The sequence below is a fragment of the Halorubrum vacuolatum genome (assembly GCF_900188065.1).
GTDB classification, from domain to species: Archaea; Halobacteriota; Halobacteria; order Halobacteriales; family Haloferacaceae; genus Halorubrum; species Halorubrum vacuolatum.
Window position 1 is genome coordinate 41,260 of the sequence record NZ_FZNQ01000017.1, and the last position, 19,780, is coordinate 61,039.

The window sequence follows — 19,780 nt, forward strand, 5'->3', positions numbered from 1 at the left end:
GGTCTCGGAGAGTTCAGACGACTGGATCGAGCGACTTCATCGAGAAGTCCGATTTCGAGCAGTACCGTTCGGCCAGGTTCATCAGTGCCCGAGTACGCCTGATGTCGGCGAGGTTGTGCAGCACGAGCGGTTCGAACGTGCCGTCGTTTCAGGCCTCGACCGCTTCGGCACTGTCAGTGAACGGATCGAGTTCGTTCAGCCCACTGCCGATGAGTTCCTCGTAGACGCCGGTCAGTGTATCTTCAGTCGTATTGAACCGCTTCTGGAAGACGTCCATTGCATCGACGTATGGGAGAGTTGCGAACGGCCAGTCAACTCCGTGATGACACAGCCGGGTCCGAAGGAACGGCAGGTCAAACCCGCCACGCCAGCGCTCTCCATTGTACGCAGCGATCTTGATATCCCGGGGAGTTAGCTTCGATGTCGAGAACGTCTTGACGGCCTCGAGAAGCTCGAGTTCGCTTTCGTGCGTCGTAAGGGTCACGAGCGTCTCTGTCCTCTCTTCGAGACGGTCTTGGAGGTCGGCTGGACACGGTTTCCCGTCCGTATTGAGTAAGATTCGAGATCCGATGTCCGAATTGAACCCAGCCACTGTCAGCTGGTCATCTGTTTCGAAGCCGGTCGTTTCGATGTCGAAGGCAACGGTCGCGAGTTCTGTCATTGTGATCCCCTCGTCTGGTCGTTCTCGTGTGGTTGGTCAGGCTGATCGCCGAGTGCCCGAACTGCTTCTTCGAGCTCCTCGAGACGATCTTCGTGATCGTCCAGCCGAGCTTCCTGCTCGAGGTCGATACTAAACAGCGCTGGCAGCAGTGAATTCTGGTGATTCAACAGCCCGCTTGCGTCGGCGTGCTCGCGTGCGTAGGCAAACAGCCGGTCGAAGTGTGGCTGGTCACGACGGCGAAGTGCCCGGCGAAAGTCCGTCCATCGTTCTTCGATAGCCCGGAGCGCATCCCGATACGTCGGGTTTGTTCGCCCCATCGTTATCGACCTCCGGCGTTGGCCGCAACCCACGCGTCGAGCATGGGGTCAGCAGCAACCGGGACCGTCTTCCCCTCGATGGTGACACCTGTGCCGATGCCCTCTTGGTTCGGTGTCGATGGCGAGGGCGTTGCCGGTTCCATACCGGTCTGTGTGGCACGGGCCTCGAGCAGCTGGCGCCAGTAAGCAAACGTCGTCTGGTAGTACGCACCACCGTCGACGGGATAGAGACGCGTCTCGAAGTCGTCGCCGAGTATCCGTGGGCCCAGTCGGGTTTGCTTGCACTCCAGGTGGTGGTCAGCAGCCGTCGCGACTGAGGTCGAAAATGTATCGCGCTCGCTTCGGGTGACGAGGACTGGAACGTCGTAGCCGTCTGCGTAGCTCGTTAACCGAGCGAGCGTTCGTGCCTGCAGTGTCTTTGCATGAGCCTCGCCCAGGGTGTCGTCGGCACGGTACTGGGCGTCGACGGCCGGAGCCACGATGAGAGAGGGAGTATGCGAAGGCGAATCCGTACGCTTTGGTGGACGTCCATTCCGCAGTCTATCATCGGTTGTTGAATCCTGAATGGACTGGTTCACTGCCCCCGGAAGATCACACACGGCGCCGTAGTGCTGGTAGGCAGTGAATCCGCGTGCAACGTGGATTCTGTCGAGCAGCCGCTGACTAGGGGCGATACGGGAGAGTGTGGTCGTTGTTGCATGCCCGTTTGCATCGACCCAGAAGGCGGGACCATCGTGCAACAGGAGATGATCAAGCACGAGCGACTGCAAGAGCGGGACGCCGCGGCCACCTTCCACGTCGAGCAGCGTGATGCCGTCATCGAGTGAGGGAAGCAGCATCTCTTCGGTAACCGGGTCGGACTGATCGGCGAGGGAACGATTCCGATCAGCGTCCCGTTTCGGTTTATCCACCGCCATGTGCTTCGGCGCTGGGATATTGGTCATACTCGATTAGATGGGCGCGTTCACGATAAGCCGCGGCGTGGCGTTTCCGAGTTTCAGGGAACGAGTGGATCTGACGGAAAGCCCGCCTCAGATTCTAGGTTTTGTTGGAACTCGACTGTTTCCGGGATTGTTTCCGGAATGGGGGCAGAGTTAAGACGTTGGCTCCTGAACCAACGATTAGAGGATGGGTTCAGATGCAGACGAGCTTGATGGATACGAGCGGGCCAATGTGTACGAGGACGGGACAGTCGTCCGCATCTCCGTCCGACGAACATCGGATGCAGCGTACCCGTCTGGCTGGCGATACACCTTCCACTACGGCTCGCTTTCACCCAGCGAAGAGACACTGGAGGATGGAACGATCTGTCGATACGACAATGCTCACGAAGATACGAAAAGGCACGAATTCCACGTCGCCCTGGACCCTGACCCGGAAATCATTGACTTTCCAGGCATCGAAGCGCTGTACGACCGCTTCTGGAACACCATTCCCAAACCAAAATTCGGCCCTCCAACAGAGGACTGATACCCATGACCGCAACTAACGTACTGCTGGTGACGATCGACGGTGGCACAGATGTCTATGAAGAGGGATTGGAGGCCATCCAGTCCCTGAACGAGGGCGAGGCTGTCAATAAGCCCGCTCAGCTGACCTTGCCCAATGAGGAAGTCTTGGGAGAAATATTCAATGAGCGGACGTATGCGCTCCTCCGGGTGATTCGCGAGGAGGAACCGGCAAGTATTCGTGAGACTGCTCGACTCGTTGGCCGAGACAAAAAGAATGTTCACGAGGAACTGACTCGACTGGAAGCACTTGGTGTGATCCGATTCGAAGATGATGGACACGCGAAACGGCCTTACTTTCCCTACGATAATCTCTTTATTACGCCGTTTCGGGGCGACTCTTCGACATCTGCAGTTGCATGAGACGGTCCGCACGGTTCGCCATTGCTCCGGGGGAGCTGTGGTATTGTCTTTTGATTTTGCTGGTCGTCAGCCGTTGGGAGTAGCTGTTTGACCCTTCGCCTTCGCTACATCGGCGACGCAGCCGCCGAATCAACGAGTGAATATTCACGATCTCGACTTGTGCCCTCCGCCTCGAGGAGGTTGTACTGGGTCATCTTCGAGAGGTACGTCCGAACGGTTCGGAGCGTTCGCGGCTCGTCGACTTCCTCGAGATAGCGCTCGTGGATCTCGCTTGGTCCGAGTGGGCCGTGGTCGCGCACAAGATCATAGACGACTCGCTGATGTGGAGTGAGTGAATCGAGACTCTTCTGCTTGATCTGGGCTCGAGCGTCCTCGGCAGCGTCTATGAGGATATCGTCGGTGATTCGGTCGCAGTTCTTTCGATCGGCCTTGCTGGCCGCTGCCCGCAGGATGCCGATTGCGAGTCGGGCGTCGCCGGCAGCTGCATCGGCGATGCGGTAGAGTTGGTCGTCGCTGGTGACGCCTTTTTCGAGCCCCCACTTCGAACGGGCCCGTAGAATGTCGTAGAGTTGGTTGTCGTGGTACTTGCCCATGCGGATATGCTCGCTGGAGCGCAGGCGGCTTACGAGCCGGTCGTCGACGCGGCTGAAGAGCTCCTCTTCCTTGTTCGCGATACAGACAATCGCGAACTGCGGGAGGTCATGCAGGTCGTAGATGACGCTGGGATCTTCGAGTTGGTCGGCCTCGTCGAGGATGACGACGGTTCGAGGGCCGTCGTGCTGTTGGAGTCGATCGATGAGTTCGTCGTGCGGTGTCGACTGCCGGTGGATGTCGATGGTTGCCCCGAGATCGTCGAGTATCTGGTAGAGTGTCCGGAACCGGGTGTAGTTTCGCCAGCAGTTGACGTAGGTGGTTTCGACGTCGAGGACCTCTTCGCGGAGCTTCTCGGTGACGAATTTCGAAATACAGGTTTTGCCCGCCCCGCTTGGTCCAGTAACGATAGCGGTTTCTGCCGGTTCACCGTTCGTGATCGGCTCGAGGACGCTCGAGAGGTGATTGACCTCGGCGTCGCGATGCTCAACTTCTCGAGGAACGAAGCCGGCACGAAGGACACGAGCATCGCGGATCATCAGTTACTGACAGAGTGGTTTTCCGTCAATTCACAAAAGCGTGACTGGGCCAGTTCCGGAAAGTCCAATTTTTCTCCTCTGTATTTCGTTAGGTCCTCCCCGTGATGCGATTTACTCCTGGAACTCGAGCACTTCCGGAAACTTCCGGAAACGGTTCCATTCGTACAACCGTTGGGGAAGTATCGATGGTGGGATTCCTCCGCGTTCACGCGGAAGAGGAGGCCAATCGGAAAGCTGTAGGACACCCGCCTCTACGTTCGAAGCAATGGCTGGTGGCACTCACTCACGCCCGTCCCTCCCCGACTGGATCCTCGAGTGTTACGACTGTTTGCGCCAGCAACTGTGCGAGCAGTTTGAGGATGCTGCTTCCAGGCCGGTGGGAATCGAACGACCAGCAGCAATCGAGCTTCTACTGACAACCACTGATGTTACTCTCGAGCCAGATGACGCAGAGTACGCGATTGACCGTCTGCTCAACCGTGGATATCTCTACGAAGTCGAGAGCGAATTACGGCTTACCGAGCCCGATGAACAGTGTGCTTGTGAAACGTCGTCACCAGGATGATGTCGAAACATCACTGCCAGCTTTGAAACTCGTGAGTTCGTCAATTCGATCCTCGAGCGCTTCGATCTCTTGACGAAGTTCGTCGGCCTCACTCCCTTCAGTTGCGGCCAACTGGTCTTTCAGTCCTTGCAGGCGTGAATCCTTGACTTCCTCGTCGACCTCTGCCTTGCGGACGTACTCGCGTTCGTCGATCTCGTAGACATCCGACTCGGCGAGTTCGGTTACCTCGAGAGCGTCATCGACTTTCTGGCGGTCGACACCGAGGACACGCTCACGATCAATGCCCGCCGCTTCGAGCGTCTCGAGGACCTCGTCTTCGTCTTTGAGCGAGCGATTGCGACGCGTCGTGCGCGGGACGGAGCCGTAGGGGCCGTTGACAGGCCGGTCGTGGTGGAGCCGTCCCAAGAGGACGTCGGAAACGTCCTGTCGAAGGTCGTTGGCATTGCGCTGGACGTCCGACAACAGGGTATAGAGGTTGACGAGTGTCCCTGTTTCTACCTCTTCGAGTCTGGTGACATCGTGACGCTCGAGTGCGTCGACGAGCAAGAGTGCATCAGCGTAGACGTCCAGATCAGGCTCGGATCGCTCGTCTGGTTCGGCCTCGACGTCGTCTTCGAGGAGTTGGTTCGAAGCCGGGCTGTCGGTCTCGGCGATCACACCGGCGTCTTCATCAACCTCGAATTGGGGATGGAGGCTCAACACGGCCGGAAACGGGTCACCATCCGGTGGGAGCCGCTCGAGGTTGAACCGGCCGTTGCTGTCCCAGATGCGCTGGAACAGGGTTTCGAACTGCTCACGTTGAAGTGGGCGTTTCTCACCGTTCTCGTCGAACTCGATGATAACACGATGTTCCTGCACATCGGTGACGCGGAACTGCCTATGCGAGAGTGGGGTGACGAGCGTTGCACTCTCTGGAAGTTTCTCGAGGGACTCGAGAAGGTTTTCCAGTTGACGGTGAATGTAATAATTTTCCATTTAATGAAAAATAAAACAGTAAAGCGAACCGGACTCTAGACGAGATTGGGACAGGACCAAATAATTGAGCCTGTTTAGACGTTCGAGATCTCTACAGAGGAACCTTCACTAGTAAGTTATAGGGTTCTATCAAGAGTCGCTACTTGTCGAACGTACTAGGGAATGAAGCGAGAAGGCGAATTTGTGTCCAGCAAACTCGCCAGCTTCACCAGACAAGTTGTCTCGCTCGCTCAAAAAAGCCGTCGTTGGAGAGCCGGATCCAGCGTTTCAACCCGGCGAAGGAGGCTACGCTGACTGGCTGATCGTCGCATTGCACGGTCTTCGGGAGTATCTCGATCATCCGTATCGGCGGTTGATGGATGTCCTCTACGAGATGCCACAAATCGTCGGAATTCTTGATATAGAACCGTCTAAGTTGCTCGACTTTTCCACCGTCTGCGCCCGGTATCAGTGACTCAAAATGCCGATCTGGCGCGTCTTACTATGTTTGTCGGCGGAGCTGCACGACACCGGTGAGATCCGAGCGATCGACGCAACCGGCATGGATCGAATCTCGGCCAGCCAGCACTACGCCAAACGAACGAATTACACGTTTCGTGCGATCAAGACGACCGTCTTGGTCGACTGTGTGACTGGTGTAATTCTCGACATAATCTGTTCGATGAAACAACCGCACGACTCCCAGATCGGCTGGCAACTGCTTAAACGAAATCTCGACAAGGTGCATGTTCTCACCGCCGACAAAGGATGCGACTGGTGGCTATTACGCCAGAAATTCCTTTCAGAGGGCGTAAGGCCGGTTATCAAACATCGTGAGTTCGGCTGGAACAGCGTTGCAGGCAATATATTGATTGATGATACAACGTATCATCAACGCTCGAACGTCGAATCGACGTTCTTCGCGCTTTGGCGCAAATACGGCGAGACCGTCCGCTCTCGAACCTGGTTTGGACGGTTCCGAGAACTCGTCCTCAAATGTGCTGTCAGAAACATCGAACTCGCGCTTGACGCCTCAAACGCATGAACCCAGGCATCTAAACAAGGGCAAATAATTACTTATTTCTGGTATAGAGAGCTGGTCAAGTGCTATACCAATCGCCCTTGTGAGATCGTCGATTGGCTCGAAGAAGCAGTTGCTGAGAGCAGCTTGGAGTTGTCTCCAGCACTCCTCGGCAGGATTTAGCTCCGGCGAGTGTGCAGGTAGCGTGACGGTCGACACCTGGAAATACGACGCTCCATCCGATACAATGAGCAACTCATATACAAAATCTTTTTATAATGCAAGAATGAAATGTTTGGCGTGTACAGCGGTGACGTACTCTTCGGCCCGGGCGAAAAAGCAATTACCGTCTTCGGTGATCGCGCCCAAGAGACACGTTCAGTCACATTGGCCGCATAATTCGACGGACAGTCGCGTGCTGCGGGGAAACCACGTGGCACGCGGCTCAACTTGCACGGATTCCTTGGTTTGATCGATACAGACTACTGTGGCGTCCATCTTCCGCCATTTTTTGATTCTTCGCTGAATATTTCTTGCTCGTCAGCATCAGATTCGGCGGTTGTAGGGTGTAGTTTTTGAAAGCTCAATCCGCTTCTTCGAGTAATCGCCGGCAGCTCGGGATTGAGTATTCGACATTGTAGGTTTCCTCAAGATACTGCTGGACGAGCGCCGGCGTCCACGCCGGCGCCTCAAGCCCCACTTCCTCAGGCGATTCGTGGACAGTTTCTTCAAGCTGCTCTTACTCTTTTTCCGAGAGCTTTCGATTCCTATCAGATCTGTGAATACCAGTCTCGGAATGTTCAAGCGACTCATCAGTATCGAGTCGTGTGAGCCAGCTATAGATCGTCCGTCGCTCCATGCCGTACCACTCGGCTGGTTCAATCTGCGTGACGCCGTGTTTGTACGCTATTGCGGCTAAGAGTCGTTGTGTCGCCTTCTTACCATCCACGCTGTCGAGAGCATCTTGCAACTCTTCGACAGAGATCTTGTGGAGGTGATCCACTGTCTGTTACAACACTCAACGAGCAAATAATTCTAACGGATACTATATTGTTCACTTCACCGTGACGATACTCACGGTCGGCAACGCCCACTATTATGCCCTGGGAGCGTTATCGGGGTGTGAGGTCTCTTACCTGGTCGGCGATACTGTCCACAAACTCGCTGATTGCACTCCCATCTCATACCGTTTGACAGGGTTTTCGACGATCGGGGTTCAATACACTGACATGAAATTAGCGCTTTGCACGAGAATTCAGTTAAAATAAAACCTTTCAAAACAATATTTAACTCAATGAAGTTCTCTACCTAAAGAGAAAATCAATTGGACAATTATATACTGCTTCGGCTATGTAGGTTCTTCATGGTCGAAGAACAACTTGCACGAATAGAGGCAAACAACATTGGTGGAATCTCAAACACTGAAGTCGAAATCCCACCTGGGACAACTATTCTTTCGGGAAGAAATGCAACAAACAGAACATCTTTCCTACATGCGATAATGGCTGCAATGGGAAGCTCGAAAGTATCAGTAAAAGGTGACTCCGAAACAGGGTATGTTGAACTTACCATCGGGGACGAAACTCACACGAGAAAACTTAAACGTTTGAATGGCACCATACAGATGAACGGAGATCCCTACCTCCAGGATTCAACTGTAGCAGATCTTTTTTCATTCTTGTTAGAGACTAACGAAGCCCGAAGAGCGGTTGTTCGTAGTGATAATTTGAGAGACCTAATTATGAAACCGATTGATACTGATCAAATAGAACACAAAGTTAAAACTTTAGAAGGGAAACGAGACGAGATAGAAGAGGAACTTGATAAACTTGAGAATTTAAAAAGTGATCTACCCGGATTAGAGGGGCAACGGAACAGCCTCAAAGATCAAATAGAAAATAAGCGTGAGGAACTCGTCGAGAAAGAGTCAGAAATTGAATTGATTGATGCTGATATCCAAAGTTCCCGCAATCAAAAAGAAGAATTAGAAGAACTACTTGGCGACCTCCAAAATCTCAGATCCGAATTGGAAACTGTTCGATCTAATATCGAAATCGAGCAGGAAAGCATTGAATCTCTCAAGAAAGAAAAATCTCACCTGTCGGAAGAATTTGATAAATTATCGGATTCGCCAATGGGTGAATATGAAGAATTAGATGAGAGAATTAGTAAATTAAGGGAAAGAAAACAAAATATTGAAGGAAAAATCAGTAATACCCAGGATGTGGTTGATTTTAACAAAAGAATGTTGGAGGAAGAAAGCCGTGCCTCAATCAAATCATCTAATTCATTCGGTGACGAAACTGAAGCTGTAACCAATCAACTAATCGAGGATGAGCGTGTTAACTGTTGGACTTGTAGAACGGATGTTGCAAAAGAAAAAATTAACGAAACAATCGACGAAATGCAGTCAGTCGTCCAGGACCGCGTAAATAAAGTTTATGAAATTGAGGGATCACTGTCGGACCTTCGCGAAAAACAAAATACTCTCAAACAGCAACAGCAACGCCGAAATGATATAGAACAAAAGTTGGAAAATATTTCCGAAGAAATAGAAGATCGGGAAAATAAAATCGATGAACTACGTGAAAACCGAGAGCAACTCAGTCAGGATGTTGAGACAACAGAGGAAAAAGTGGAAAAATTGGAGTCGGAAGAATTTTCGGAAATCCTTGATCTCCATAAGGAAGCTAATCAACTAGAATTTGAGCTGGGTCAGCTTGAATCAGAACTTGATAATGTAGTTGAGCGTATCTCCGACATTGAAGAACGTCTTGATGAAGAAACAGAGCTCCGGAACCAATTAGACGAGATTAGGGAAGAACTCGAGGAACAGCGAACGCGTATTGAACGTATTGAGCAGGAAGCAGTAGGGGAATTCAACGATCATATGGAGGATGTCCTATCGTTACTCGCGTACGAGAATCTAGAACGGATCTGGCTTGAACGAATTCGAAAAACCGCTCGAGAAGGTCGTCAAACAGTTGAGAAAACAGTTTTTGATTTACATGTTGTTAGAAGGACTGAGTCAGGAACGACTTACGAAGATACTATTGACCACCTTTCTGAGAGTGAGCGTGAGGTGACAGGACTAATATTCGCATTAGCAGGTTACTTAGTCCACAACGTTTATGAAAAGGTACCTTTCATGTTATTAGATTCGTTAGAAGCAATTGATTCGGAACGGCTGGCTGATCTTATAGACTATTTCTCCGATTATCCACAATATTTAGTTGTTGCACTACTACCAGAAGACGCCCAGGCACTGTCAAATCCGGATACCTTTATTTCAGACATATAATAATGCTTGGGTGAAGCCCAATTCAATCACTTTATCTTGCACTCACAATTTTTTTTCTTTAGCAATTCTACAGCTCCATACTGGGTTCCACAGCTTTGACAATATACGTTAATGTCAATAATAACTCGAAACTCTCCGATTGATATTGATCCGTTTTCATTCAATTGTGTAAATGTTGTTTCCACGACTGAAGTAGTTCGAGATTTCAATCGCTGTATTGTCTCAACTGATTTCTCAACACGATTTTCATCTGTCTTCTCGTAAGTTGCATTCCGATACTCCTTCAAATATGATCGTATCGCTTGATATGTGACAAAATCGTTTTCAAGTTGTTCAACATTAATTCCTTCTCGTTCGAGGCGGTTTCGAACTTCCGTCCGCTTTCCACTGCTTACATCTTCGTCAGTTAATAGCCGGTACACATTTGACATCTCCCCATCTAAAACGGGCATTCCTGCTTCATTTACGGATTCTTCCAGGAGACGTTTGTTGAAACGATCTTCCAGTGAGCGTAAACTTTCACGATTTTCATGATTTGCTGTCCATAGTTCTACTAACTTGTCTCCGAAACTCTTTTCAATCTCATATTCGAGCAGTAATTTGGCTACTTTGTTTTTTGGTTTATCTTCTTTTATAGAGTTCGAATTTTGATTTCCATTTTCACGTTTCATAATCTCTGCCCCATACTTGGTCGCATCCCAACTTAAGTATTGGGCTCAAGTGGTCCGGATAACAAATCTAGAATTGTTATTTTAGATATCGGGCTTACAGACTACTTTTATATTGGTATCAGATGTTAGACTTTTTTGCTCTGTAGGATCGCTAGGCTGCGGCGCTACGACTCTGTTATCTCCGTAGAAAGCGAAGAGACGGAGTGTTGTGACTTCGGAATTCTGTCTCTTCACCCGTAATTCGGTGGCGAAAGCTAAAGCAGTTGTCGCTGATCCCGACGAACCCGCCGACCTCGAAGGGGGTGGCGGGTTCGCCGAGTGGGCAATGCTGACACTTCAGGCACTGCGGATCGAACTTGGAAAATCCTACCGCCGGACGATCGATCTCCTCAGCGAAATGCCCAGCATTCTCGAAGAAATCGGGCTCACGCGACTCCCACATTTCACGGTGCTTCGTGACTGGTTCGAGACAATCTTGATGGAGACCTACCGTGCGTTTCTCGGCGAATCAGCCGAGAAACGCACTGGCCACGCGGCGATCGATTCGACTGGCTTCGACCGTGATCAGCCGTCTCGTCACTACGCACAGCGAGCGCACTATCGCGTTCGGTCGCTCAAAGTCACTGCACTCGTGGACGTGAAATCGCTGTACGTCTTCGACGTTCACTGCACCACATCGAAGAAACACGACGCGAAGATTGGCTCGCAGGTCGCGCGGCGCAACGCCGCGGACCTGCGGTCACTGGCTGCTGATCGTGGTTACGACGGAAAGCCGTTCCGCGACGAGCTTCGTGCCGACGGAATTCGCCCGTTGATCAAGCATCAGTCGATCACATCGAGAACCTCACAATCTCCTCCAGTAGGTATTGAATCTGTGTCTGCGGTGGCTGGTTGGCATTCAGCAAGGCAGTGACCGTGAGTTCCATCGATAACCAGTCGCTGTCGGTGGCGATCAGCCGCCGACGCGACAGTGTTGCCACTCACCAACGTTGCCCTGATCCAAGGACAACTACCGGAAGAACCGGCTGTTGAGTGGTTGGTTCGCTGGAACGGCTCGGCGAACTCCGAGTGCTGTCCAGACAGCGCGGAGAACCATCCGGCAAAACTCTACGAACGACCACTCCAAGAGGCGGCGCCCCCCGCGGCGGGGCGCCGCCACGTACATCCAGTGCAGATAACGCCAGACGTTCTGTAACAACAGGCTCACAACAAACAGCAACAGCCGAAATCCGGCGTCACGGGAGCTCGTAAGTGCGAGACTCTGCTTGGCTAATCGGTAGGACGATTCGATGCCGAACCGCTTGCGGTAGTGTTCTCGGGCATCGCGTGGAGTTTCGACAAACGGCGCGTCAGCGGCGTAGCCGTGACGCGCCACCCCATGTTCGTCGTATCTGCCTTGCTGGTAGACACAATCGATGTACACAGGGAACGTCACCTTCCCAGCTAGCTCGTGTTCGATCACACGGCTCCAACCGCTGCTGAGTTCGTCTTGGATTGTCTCACCCCACCTGACAACCGGCATGACGTAGGCGTAATTATAGGCGTACAGCAGTCCTAAACAGGTGCTATTGTAGAATCCTCGATCAAGGTAGACGGCCTTGACGCGCAGGTCAAGGCCGTCAAGCAGTTCGAGGAACTCGTTGAGGAGTTTACCTGAGGTTTCGCCAGCGACCAGCTGGCGAACCGCTAGCGTGTAGCGTTTGTTGCGCACACGTGCGTACAGTGTCGCATATGCGTGAAATGAAGTTGTCCCACGCTTAGCCAGTGAAGAGTATAGCGCATCTGTCTCGTCTTCATCACCGTAGTAGGGATCGAGGTGGAGGTCGGCGACGACCTCCACCGGTCGATCAGGGAGCGTCTCGACGGTATCCTGTTGGAGCAGCGTGTCTCCAACCTGTTCGATGGTATCGAGGTCGAACTGATCGGTAAGGTATCCGCGGACGGTATTGGCGTGTGGAGAGTCTTCGGTCGTTTCGCAGATGTGATTGACCGAGGTCCCGCTGGCGCTGGCGCCAGCGAGGACCTCATAGAGCTTCTCTGATGAGACCTTTACACCGTCTGCGAGTTCTATCGGAAGTTCCTCGTCGAGAGTGTTGACGACAAAATTAAGCAGATGCTCTTCTTCGATCTGATTGTCTGTTTGGGTTTGTTTCACACTACGTCCAAACAGACACTTCCTCTAACCCGATGTGATCGACTGAGGATCGGATCTCCTCCTCGCTCGACCGAGCGCATAACGCCCGAATGAGCAACCGTTGGTACAACCGTCGCTGGATGGTTGAGACTATCTTCTCGTCAATCAAGCGCACGCTCGGCTCCGCCGTGCGTGCGCGAAGCTGGCAGCTCGAATTCCGGGAGATGGTGCTGAAGTGTGCCGTCTATAATCTTCGTCGAACGGTCAGATATCCGTAGAACCGGCCGCTGTGTATCGGTTTCCACCGGATGGCTGAGTAAGTGGAAACGCCGAAATCAAGCGTCGTCTAGCGATCCTACGAAGCAGACTTTTTCTTAATACCGTCACTGTCTAGTTGAGTCAGTTTGAGAAGTGAGCAGGTCGTTGAGTTAATTGGACTAGAACGCTCGCAGACCTGCTCAGCGAGTCCTACGACACGGATTTAGAAGAAGCTTGGGAGAACGAGCGGACGGCGACGCCCGTTAGGGTGTTCGCCGTCCGCCTTCATTCGACCGGTTGTTCACTCCGAGAGACACAAGCGGTTCTTTGCTTGATCGGCGTCGAACGCTCTCACCAAGCAATCTGGCACTGGGTGCATCGGCTAGCTGACAGCGTGCCAGACCCGCCGACGTCCATGAGAACAGAGCTCTCGTGCGGCCCATCAGAACGCTGCGCGTTCTGAGGACGGCACAGCCGTCGCGGGTCGCGGTTGATGAGACCGCTATCAAGATTAACGGCGACTGGTCTTGGGTATACGCTGCAATTAACCTAGACTCACGGCTCATTCTTGATGCCGCAGTATTCAAACGACGAGGCACCGATCCAGATGCTGTGTTCCTGCATCGTTTGACCGAGAAACACGATCTCGATGACACAGTGTTTCTCGTCGATGGCTAGGCTATCTGACGCCCTCGCACGATTAGGATTGAGCGATCAGCTCGACTATGTCGAGAGAAACCTGATCGAAAAGTGGTTTCACACATTGAAGATGCGAGTTGACCGCTTCCACAACTCGTGGGTGGACAGTCGGGCGAGCGTCAGAGAGTGGCTTGAACAATTCGTACACTACTGTAATACACAACGACCGCACCAGTCATTCAACGGACAGACGCCAGCGGAGGTGCTAAACTACTTGACTTCGCACGTTAGACGAACATGCCTTCGATCTGGTGCATTAGCTCGTCGGTACTACGGCTTTGGCTATTGAGTGCCCAGGACAGGAGTTTTTCAACACTTTCGCGGAAGGATCGCTTGATATCGTTACGCAGCGAAATTGCTCGTTCGAGGACCGTTCCAAGGGCGCTGTGTGCAGTACCGAGCTTGAGGAGGCTGTAGGCCAGCATCAGCAGGTGCCAGTGGCGACTGGCACCTGCGGCATGCCGGAGCTCGCAATCTCCAAAACCAAGATCCTGCTTGGTGTCCCTGAAGAACGTCTCCACGCGCCATCGCATCGCGTACAACGCGATGAAATGGCTCGCTGGCGCATCGATTTTGTTCGACACGACGTACTTCACGCTCAGTTCGTCATCCTCGTCGCTAGCTTCTTTCGTCGTGATCAGGAGTTTCACCTCACCAAGACGGCTCACCTCGCGTTTTTGCGTCCAGATGTGGTAGGTTTCGCCGTCGATCGTACGTGGAACGGTGTCGATGCGCTCGACCAGTGCATCGACTCGGATCCGGTCACCACCGTAGAAGACGCGTGCGTCGCTTTTGACGGCTGAAACCCACTCTTTGCCGTAGGTTTCGAGGTGAGTGACGAACTCCTGGGAACAGTAACTCATGTTGAAGAGATAGGTGTCCGCCGGGACACCTATCTCGATGAGTTCATCGACGAGCTCAATAGCCAACTCAACCCGCCGCTGCGCGTCTTTTTCATAGAGACGAAAGCCGAGTGGGTAGGTGGTTTTTTCGTCGGCATAGAGTGCGTAAACCAGATTCTGGCCCCAGATATAGCCGCGAATCGTGTGGTCGTAGAATTTTCCGGCGTTCGGGATGTTCTCGCCGGTTTTGTTCATAAAGGTGTCGTCAATGATGACGACACCGTCACTGCTCCACTTCGTGTCGTTCGTCTGTTGGAGAAGCGCGAGACGTTCTTTGTTGAGCTGGTCTTCGTCCCAGTTGTACTCGGTGAGGAACTTGTTCAGGGCACGCTCACTTTTGGCCGGTAGAACGTGGTTCGAAATCTCTTGGACGGTCTTGTTGCTGGCCGCAACAAGACCTCTGACGTAGGTCTTGGCGTGGTGTTTCTGCCTCGTCGAGAAACACTCCAACTAGTCGATTGGCTCAGTACATGACAGAAACGACGTAACGGGGAACATCAGCTTTCAACGCCGTCTCTACGCGCTCTACCAGCATAAGGTGCGAAGTCAAGAAACTAGACAGTGCCTTGTGCCTGATTCCACAATTCTCCTTATATCACATACGCTGAGCAAACCGCAAAGATTGTTATCGATCAAATCTATCTCATTACCATGGAACACGACAATGTATTAAAATCGGTCGAAACAGCTCTCCAGTTAATAAAATATCTACACCAGGGGGGTGCTAAAACAGTGACTGAACTGTCGAATGAGCTGGAGATGCCTAAAAGTACAGTTCAAGTTTATCTCAATACACTATGTAACGAGAATTTCATTGTGAAAAAAGATGGTAAATACCAAACCGGGTTGAAACATTTGGAATTCGGATTTTCTGCATTATGGGACGAACCAGTCTTCCCAGAAGTTAAATTAGGAGTAGAAGAGTTAGCGAATTCAACTGGTGAATTAGCAGCTTGCTTTGTTGAAGAACAGGGTGAAGGTGTTTATATTTATGGAGCAGAAGGTGATCGTTCCATTCGAACTGATTTATCCATTGGAGATCGATCGGATCTTCATTGTACTGCGAGTGGAAAAGCTATACTAGCGCACGTGCCGAAGGATAAGGCTTCTAATATAGTTCGAGAGAGGGGGTTAGATAAGAAAACAGAAAATACAATCACGGATTTGAATCAACTAGAAGATGAGCTTGAGCGAATACGCGAGAGAGGTTACGCATTTTCTGATCAAGAATCTGTAATAGGTATGCGTGCAGTTGCAGCACCAATTCTGTTACACGAGAAAGTTGTCGGGTCCATTAGTTTAGCTGGTCCTGCGAACAGATTCGTTGGAGACACATTTGAAGAAGAAATTCCTGCAAAAGTAACTGGGACTGCCAACGAATTAGAGTTAAAACTTACATATTCCGAAAGTGGGATTTGAGTCTATTGATCGAGGTGGGCGTGCTGCTGGTGAATAAATAACAAAACTAGTGTTGTTATTTCGATTACCGGGGAACTGTACTGGCCGCGGATTGGTTGACTGTTCCACAGACATCCTAAACTTGTATCTGAAATATGTTGCGTGGTTTCAGGCTTGTGAGTTAGAACTACTTCGTTCGACTTTTAATTCAGGAATTCTCTGATTTGGCAGTTCAAGCATATTGAACAAATGGCTGGCGGCAAAAATATTAAAATTCTATATACTATGATTCGTAAATTTGACTTTTGGACTCTGTACCCCTTATCTTTATTTTGAACTTCTACCTCGTTCTACTGTGGACTCTGTGTGATTCCATAGTCCTGTTATTACAAACCATTATAATGGCGGATAAATTTACACGAAACAATTTTAGAAACCAATTTTCATTTATAATGTGGGTTAATAAATACCTTTGATTGAAAACATCAACTCCTTATTCTGTACTGAACTCGCCTAACGATGTTGAACACCAGGTCCTATATAGGGTAAAATTTGGGAGGTTTGTGTGTTGTGAACTAGCACTAAATACACACTTTTGACAGACGGTGTTGGGATACCAAAGGAACCAGAATAAGTATGGTCACTAATTTGTTCAAGATCCTTGAACACACACCTTCATTTGCTGGGGTTTAATGATTGCGGCACCGTCGCTCGGTCGTTTCCAGTGTCTAAATCGTACTGCGAGGTGTCCAAGTGGGGTCGGTCACCATCTTGCAGTCTCTCACGCAAAGATTTATATCGGCTCGGGAGTTTCTTGCTTCCATGGCAAGCCTACAGGAAAAGCTAGATGCGACTACTAGTCCAGTTGAGATGCTGCGTCAGGCCGGTGGTAGATGGGTCTGGCCCAAAGAGGTTGCTCGAGAATACACTCACTGGATCGATGAACTCAGGGCAGTTAGAGAAACGTGCGTGCTTGCCGACCTTTCTCATCATCAAATGGACCAAGTCATCGAAGGTCCAGACGCTTTCGAACTGCTAAAGAGATTATGCACAAATAGTTTCGAAGGTTTTGACGTCGGAAAATCCAAGCAGGCCGTCATGTGCAATCCGGATGGTGAGTTCATTGGTGACGATGTTCTCCAGCGAATTGGGGATGAGAAATTCGTAATGAGCGGAAAAGTGCCAGCTGCTAACTGGCTTGCGTATAATTTGGAGCAGGGAGAGTATGATGCGACTCAGACCATTTATCCGAAATCTTCAAAAAGCCCTGACGATCCACACTTCTTCACATACCAAGTGCAGGGTCCAAATGCGCTCGACGTAATGGAAGAGGTTATCGAGGGACCGATCCCCGATGTACCGTTTTTCAATTTCGATTGGGTGACCATCGCCGGTCACGAAGTCCGAGCGCTTCGACATGGGATGGCTGGTGAAGTAGGATTCGAACTCCAGGCCCCATTTAAATTCGGAGAAGAAGTCAAGGATGTGATTCTTGAAGCAGGACAGGAGTACGGGATCAAGAAACTTGGAACGCGCGCGTACGAACCACTCAGTGTCGAGCTGGGATGGGTTACGACGAACGTTCCAGCGGTCTATACGAACGACGAAATGAAGGAGTACCGCGAATGGCTCGACGGCGATGGGTACGAGGGTACCTATTCTGTTGCCGGGAGTTTTACCTCTGACAATATTGAAGACTATTATGTTAGCCCAGTTGAGTTGGGTTACACTCATCTGATCTCTTTTGATCACGACTTTATTGGACGAGAAGCTCTCGAGGAAAAGATGGCGAATCAGCAGCGAACGCGGGTTACACTCGTATGGGACAAGAAAGACACCGTGGATCTCTTCGCATCCCTCTTTGAGGACGAACTCCCCTACAAGACCTTCGACCTTCCCCGAGATCGCTGGGGTGGACATCATGATATGGTTCTCAAAGACGACGAAATGGTGGGCATTTCGAAGAGCTTCGCATATTCGTACAAGAATAGAGACATGATTTCCCTGTGTTCGATCGATGACGAATACAGTGAACCCGGGACAGAAGTTACATTAGTATGGGGTGAGGAAAACGGCGAGTCATCGAATCCGCTTGTTGAACCCCACAGACAAACAGAAATCACGGCAACTGTCGCACCGAGCCCCTATCTGCCAGATTCACGATAATATACAACGAAGTCGATCTTAAACAAGAGATTGATATTAATATTATTTGTCAGGCGCTGTCAAGATCTCGAGTGCAATTAATTTTCTCTTGATATTGCGTGCTGTTCGATCGGATCAATGGAAATCGGTTTTCGACTATTGCGTCGTGGTTTGAAAGTAGGACATTTTGAACATTGGGTTTGAATAGATATGAAAACAAATATACAAATTATAAATTCAAATAATTTTAAACTCGGATTTTAAAGCACTAGATAGAATATCTAATAGATTCGACTTCTTGCAAAATATAGGTAGCCTCCAAGTAAGCGTAAAAAAGCAGTCTATGCTTAGTTTCCTTCTCGAATGGACTCTAATCGGGTCCCAAGAGTCGAGACAATCGAGTTCAGATCTCCACCTATCCTAAGGATTTGATATCCGTTGCGTTCAGCCTCTGAGATCTCGTCGACGCTGTTTCGAATTCCACCAAGTGGTACACCCGCATCGACACACGCCTCCTCAATCTCTACTATCTGGTCGGTGACTGTTGAATGTGTTTTATCCGTGGGGTGCCCCATCTGCACTGAGAGATCCGATGGGCCAATAAACACGAATCCCAATTCTGGTACAGAGAGGATTTCCTGCAGCTCTTCGACGGCAGTAGTCTTCTCGATCATTACGCCGAGGCAGACCTCTTTGTCCTCGGTTTCAACATATGCGTCTGCGTGGCCCCAGTTACTTGACCGTCCACTAGCCTTTCCCCGTTCTCCAGGTTGTCCGTTGTAAATAAACCGAGTGGCCTCAACTGCTTCCTGCACCTCTGCAGCAGAGTCGACACGTGGTATCAGCAGATTCCGAACTCCTGCATCCAACACTTTTCTAATCAACGGCGGATCGCCCGATGGTAATCGAACGAATAGCTCGGTCCCTCCAGCTTCCGCGGCTCTGGTGAGATCTTCGAACACACGGCTATCATAGGGACTTGGTCCCATGTGCTCAAAATCGAGCCATACAAAGTCTACGCCCAAATCACCGAATACTTCTATGACTGTCGGTGAGAAGGTCGAAGAACGTGCTCCGTAGACTACACCGTCATTTTCTATCGTCTTCCGTAGGGTATTACTTTGGTCCATGGATTGAATGTTGATTGATTGCCACGATCGTTTTTGCGAAGGGTGATGAAGTAATGAAGGTTGATCCGCTTCGGTGCCGCTGGGTGGTGTAGTTACTCGTCGTCTGAAACGATTTGGAACCGGTGACCATCCGGATCACGGAAATTCGTGATCGTTCGGCCAGTTTTTTCTACATGATAAGGGCCAACCAGCGAATCAACACCTTCTTCTTCCAGTTCTTCGGTGATCTCCTCGATATTATCGACAGAGAACGCGATGTGGTTGATGCCAGGTGTTTCCTCACCTGAGACGGTGTGGATCTCGAAGAGTGGACCGTTACCATCACTTGGCACGTATTCGTACGAAGTACCGTGATGGTCGGTCTCACGGAGGCGCTCGTATCCTATCTTCTCGAGGAACTCAGCCGTTTCGTCTGCATCGCTTACCTCGAGTTCTATGTGGTCTATTTCTCCAATCACAAAACTATCTGATCCTTCCAAACACATAAAGCTACCGCACATGATTGATTCGCACAGGAGTTGAATGTCGTGCTTTGTTGAATAGATGCTGAGCCATGGTTAGAGCGGCTCACACAGTGATTCTATGTTTGTGATGGCGAACATCAAGACGATTTCACGGAACTG

Annotated in this window: 13 protein-coding genes and 7 pseudogenes; 9 read left to right on the forward strand and 11 right to left on the reverse strand. The window is 50.8% G+C overall.

Features of this window, described 5'->3' with window-relative positions:
• Window positions 1-13: 13 nt before the first annotated feature.
• The 3 genes and pseudogenes from CHB65_RS13270 to CHB65_RS13280 form a co-directional block, all read right to left on the reverse strand.
• A pseudogene (locus CHB65_RS13270) lies at window positions 14-661 on the reverse strand (hypothetical protein).
• Window positions 658-978 (reverse strand): hypothetical protein, encoded by a 321-nt coding sequence (locus CHB65_RS13275; RefSeq protein WP_089385547.1) that lies wholly within the window; start codon window positions 976-978, stop codon window positions 658-660. Before CHB65_RS13275 ends, CHB65_RS13270 begins: the two are co-directional and overlap by 4 nt.
• A gap of 2 nt (window positions 979-980) precedes the next feature.
• Window positions 981-1,922, reverse strand: coding sequence for a hypothetical protein (locus CHB65_RS13280; protein ID WP_089385548.1), 942 nt, complete (start codon window positions 1,920-1,922; stop codon window positions 981-983).
• A 184-nt stretch (window positions 1,923-2,106) separates the two neighbouring features.
• Here CHB65_RS13280 and CHB65_RS13285 point away from each other — a divergent pair, with 184 nt between their 5' ends.
• A complete protein-coding gene (locus CHB65_RS13285; RefSeq protein ID WP_089385549.1) occupies window positions 2,107-2,448 on the forward strand; it encodes a toxin-antitoxin system TumE family protein in 342 nt (113 codons plus the stop codon).
• A gap of 5 nt (window positions 2,449-2,453) precedes the next feature.
• Window positions 2,454-2,849 carry an HVO_A0114 family putative DNA-binding protein gene (locus CHB65_RS13290; RefSeq protein WP_089385550.1) on the forward strand — a complete coding sequence of 132 codons (396 nt, stop codon included), beginning with the start codon at window positions 2,454-2,456 and terminating at the stop codon, window positions 2,847-2,849.
• Between the two features lie 104 nt (window positions 2,850-2,953).
• Here CHB65_RS13290 and CHB65_RS13295 read toward each other — a convergent pair whose 3' ends face one another.
• Both CHB65_RS13295 and CHB65_RS13305 read right to left on the reverse strand, forming a co-directional pair.
• Window positions 2,954-3,979 carry a Cdc6/Cdc18 family protein gene (locus CHB65_RS13295; RefSeq protein WP_089385551.1) on the reverse strand — a complete coding sequence of 342 codons (1,026 nt, stop codon included), beginning with the start codon at window positions 3,977-3,979 and terminating at the stop codon, window positions 2,954-2,956.
• Between the two features lie 553 nt (window positions 3,980-4,532).
• Window positions 4,533-5,509: pseudogene (locus tag CHB65_RS13305) on the reverse strand (hypothetical protein).
• A 172-nt stretch (window positions 5,510-5,681) separates the two neighbouring features.
• Here CHB65_RS13305 and CHB65_RS13310 point away from each other — a divergent pair.
• A pseudogene (locus tag CHB65_RS13310) lies at window positions 5,682-6,543 on the forward strand (IS5 family transposase).
• On the opposite strand, the pseudogene CHB65_RS13315 reads toward CHB65_RS13310, so the two are convergent.
• Window positions 6,532-7,522 (reverse strand): annotated as a pseudogene (locus CHB65_RS13315) (IS630 family transposase). The pseudogenes CHB65_RS13310 and CHB65_RS13315 overlap by 12 nt on opposite strands.
• Window positions 7,523-7,882: 360 nt before the next feature.
• Between CHB65_RS13315 and CHB65_RS13320 the strand changes: the two are divergent.
• Window positions 7,883-9,820, forward strand: coding sequence for an archaea-specific SMC-related protein (locus CHB65_RS13320; protein ID WP_089385553.1), 1,938 nt, complete (start codon window positions 7,883-7,885; stop codon window positions 9,818-9,820).
• A gap of 26 nt (window positions 9,821-9,846) precedes the next feature.
• Here CHB65_RS13320 and rdfA read toward each other — a convergent pair whose 3' ends face one another.
• Window positions 9,847-10,491 (reverse strand): rod-determining factor RdfA, encoded by a 645-nt coding sequence (rdfA, locus tag CHB65_RS13325; protein ID WP_089385554.1) that lies wholly within the window; start codon window positions 10,489-10,491, stop codon window positions 9,847-9,849.
• A gap of 208 nt (window positions 10,492-10,699) precedes the next feature.
• On the opposite strand from rdfA, the pseudogene CHB65_RS13330 reads away from it, so the two are divergent.
• Window positions 10,700-11,317: pseudogene (locus CHB65_RS13330) on the forward strand (IS5 family transposase); the annotation flags it as partial.
• Window positions 11,318-11,500: 183 nt separating this feature from the next.
• Here CHB65_RS13330 and CHB65_RS13335 read toward each other — a convergent pair.
• The gene (locus CHB65_RS13335) at window positions 11,501-12,646 is read right to left on the reverse strand and encodes an ISH3 family transposase (RefSeq protein ID WP_089385555.1); all 1,146 of its coding nucleotides are present in this window, start codon (window positions 12,644-12,646) and stop codon (window positions 11,501-11,503) included.
• 50 nt (window positions 12,647-12,696) lie between these two features.
• Here CHB65_RS13335 and CHB65_RS13340 point away from each other — a divergent pair.
• Window positions 12,697-12,903: pseudogene (locus tag CHB65_RS13340) on the forward strand (transposase); the annotation flags it as partial.
• Between the two features lie 176 nt (window positions 12,904-13,079).
• Window positions 13,080-13,784: pseudogene (locus CHB65_RS13345) on the forward strand (IS6 family transposase); the annotation flags it as partial.
• Between the two features lie 25 nt (window positions 13,785-13,809).
• Here CHB65_RS13345 and CHB65_RS13350 read toward each other — a convergent pair.
• The gene (locus CHB65_RS13350) at window positions 13,810-14,934 is read right to left on the reverse strand and encodes an IS701 family transposase (RefSeq protein ID WP_245809982.1); all 1,125 of its coding nucleotides are present in this window, start codon (window positions 14,932-14,934) and stop codon (window positions 13,810-13,812) included.
• A gap of 201 nt (window positions 14,935-15,135) precedes the next feature.
• Here CHB65_RS13350 and CHB65_RS13355 point away from each other — a divergent pair, with 201 nt between their 5' ends.
• Both CHB65_RS13355 and CHB65_RS13360 read left to right on the forward strand, forming a co-directional pair.
• The gene (locus CHB65_RS13355; protein ID WP_089385556.1) at window positions 15,136-15,903 is read left to right on the forward strand and encodes an IclR family transcriptional regulator; all 768 of its coding nucleotides are present in this window, start codon (window positions 15,136-15,138) and stop codon (window positions 15,901-15,903) included.
• Between the two features lie 801 nt (window positions 15,904-16,704).
• Window positions 16,705-18,048: an aminomethyltransferase family protein gene (locus CHB65_RS13360; protein ID WP_089385557.1), complete on the forward strand. Its 1,344-nt coding sequence runs from the start codon at window positions 16,705-16,707 to the stop codon at window positions 18,046-18,048.
• Between the two features lie 326 nt (window positions 18,049-18,374).
• On the opposite strand, the gene CHB65_RS13365 is transcribed toward CHB65_RS13360, so the two are convergent.
• Together CHB65_RS13365 and CHB65_RS13370 are read right to left on the reverse strand one after the other, a co-directional pair.
• The gene (locus tag CHB65_RS13365; RefSeq protein ID WP_089385558.1) at window positions 18,375-19,157 is read right to left on the reverse strand and encodes an HpcH/HpaI aldolase family protein; all 783 of its coding nucleotides are present in this window, start codon (window positions 19,155-19,157) and stop codon (window positions 18,375-18,377) included.
• Between the two features lie 92 nt (window positions 19,158-19,249).
• Window positions 19,250-19,615 carry a VOC family protein gene (locus CHB65_RS13370; RefSeq protein WP_218818948.1) on the reverse strand — a complete coding sequence of 122 codons (366 nt, stop codon included), beginning with the start codon at window positions 19,613-19,615 and terminating at the stop codon, window positions 19,250-19,252.
• Window positions 19,616-19,780 lie beyond the last annotated feature (165 nt).

Coding starts and splice junctions, on each gene's coding strand:
- CHB65_RS13355 (WP_089385556.1), top strand. CDS start 15,136: ATGGAACACGACAATGTATTAAAATCGGTCGAAACAGCTCTCCAGTTA.
- rdfA (WP_089385554.1), bottom strand. CDS start 10,491: ATGAAACGTGAAAATGGAAATCAAAATTCGAACTCTATAAAAGAAGAT.
- CHB65_RS13320 (WP_089385553.1), top strand. CDS start 7,883: ATGGTCGAAGAACAACTTGCACGAATAGAGGCAAACAACATTGGTGGA.
- CHB65_RS13285 (WP_089385549.1), top strand. CDS start 2,107: ATGGGTTCAGATGCAGACGAGCTTGATGGATACGAGCGGGCCAATGTG.
- CHB65_RS13290 (WP_089385550.1), top strand. CDS start 2,454: ATGACCGCAACTAACGTACTGCTGGTGACGATCGACGGTGGCACAGAT.
- CHB65_RS13280 (WP_089385548.1), bottom strand. CDS start 1,922: ATGACCAATATCCCAGCGCCGAAGCACATGGCGGTGGATAAACCGAAA.
- CHB65_RS13295 (WP_089385551.1), bottom strand. CDS start 3,979: ATGATCCGCGATGCTCGTGTCCTTCGTGCCGGCTTCGTTCCTCGAGAA.
- CHB65_RS13360 (WP_089385557.1), top strand. CDS start 16,705: ATGGCAAGCCTACAGGAAAAGCTAGATGCGACTACTAGTCCAGTTGAG.
- CHB65_RS13365 (WP_089385558.1), bottom strand. CDS start 19,157: ATGGACCAAAGTAATACCCTACGGAAGACGATAGAAAATGACGGTGTA.
- CHB65_RS13275 (WP_089385547.1), bottom strand. CDS start 978: ATGGGGCGAACAAACCCGACGTATCGGGATGCGCTCCGGGCTATCGAA.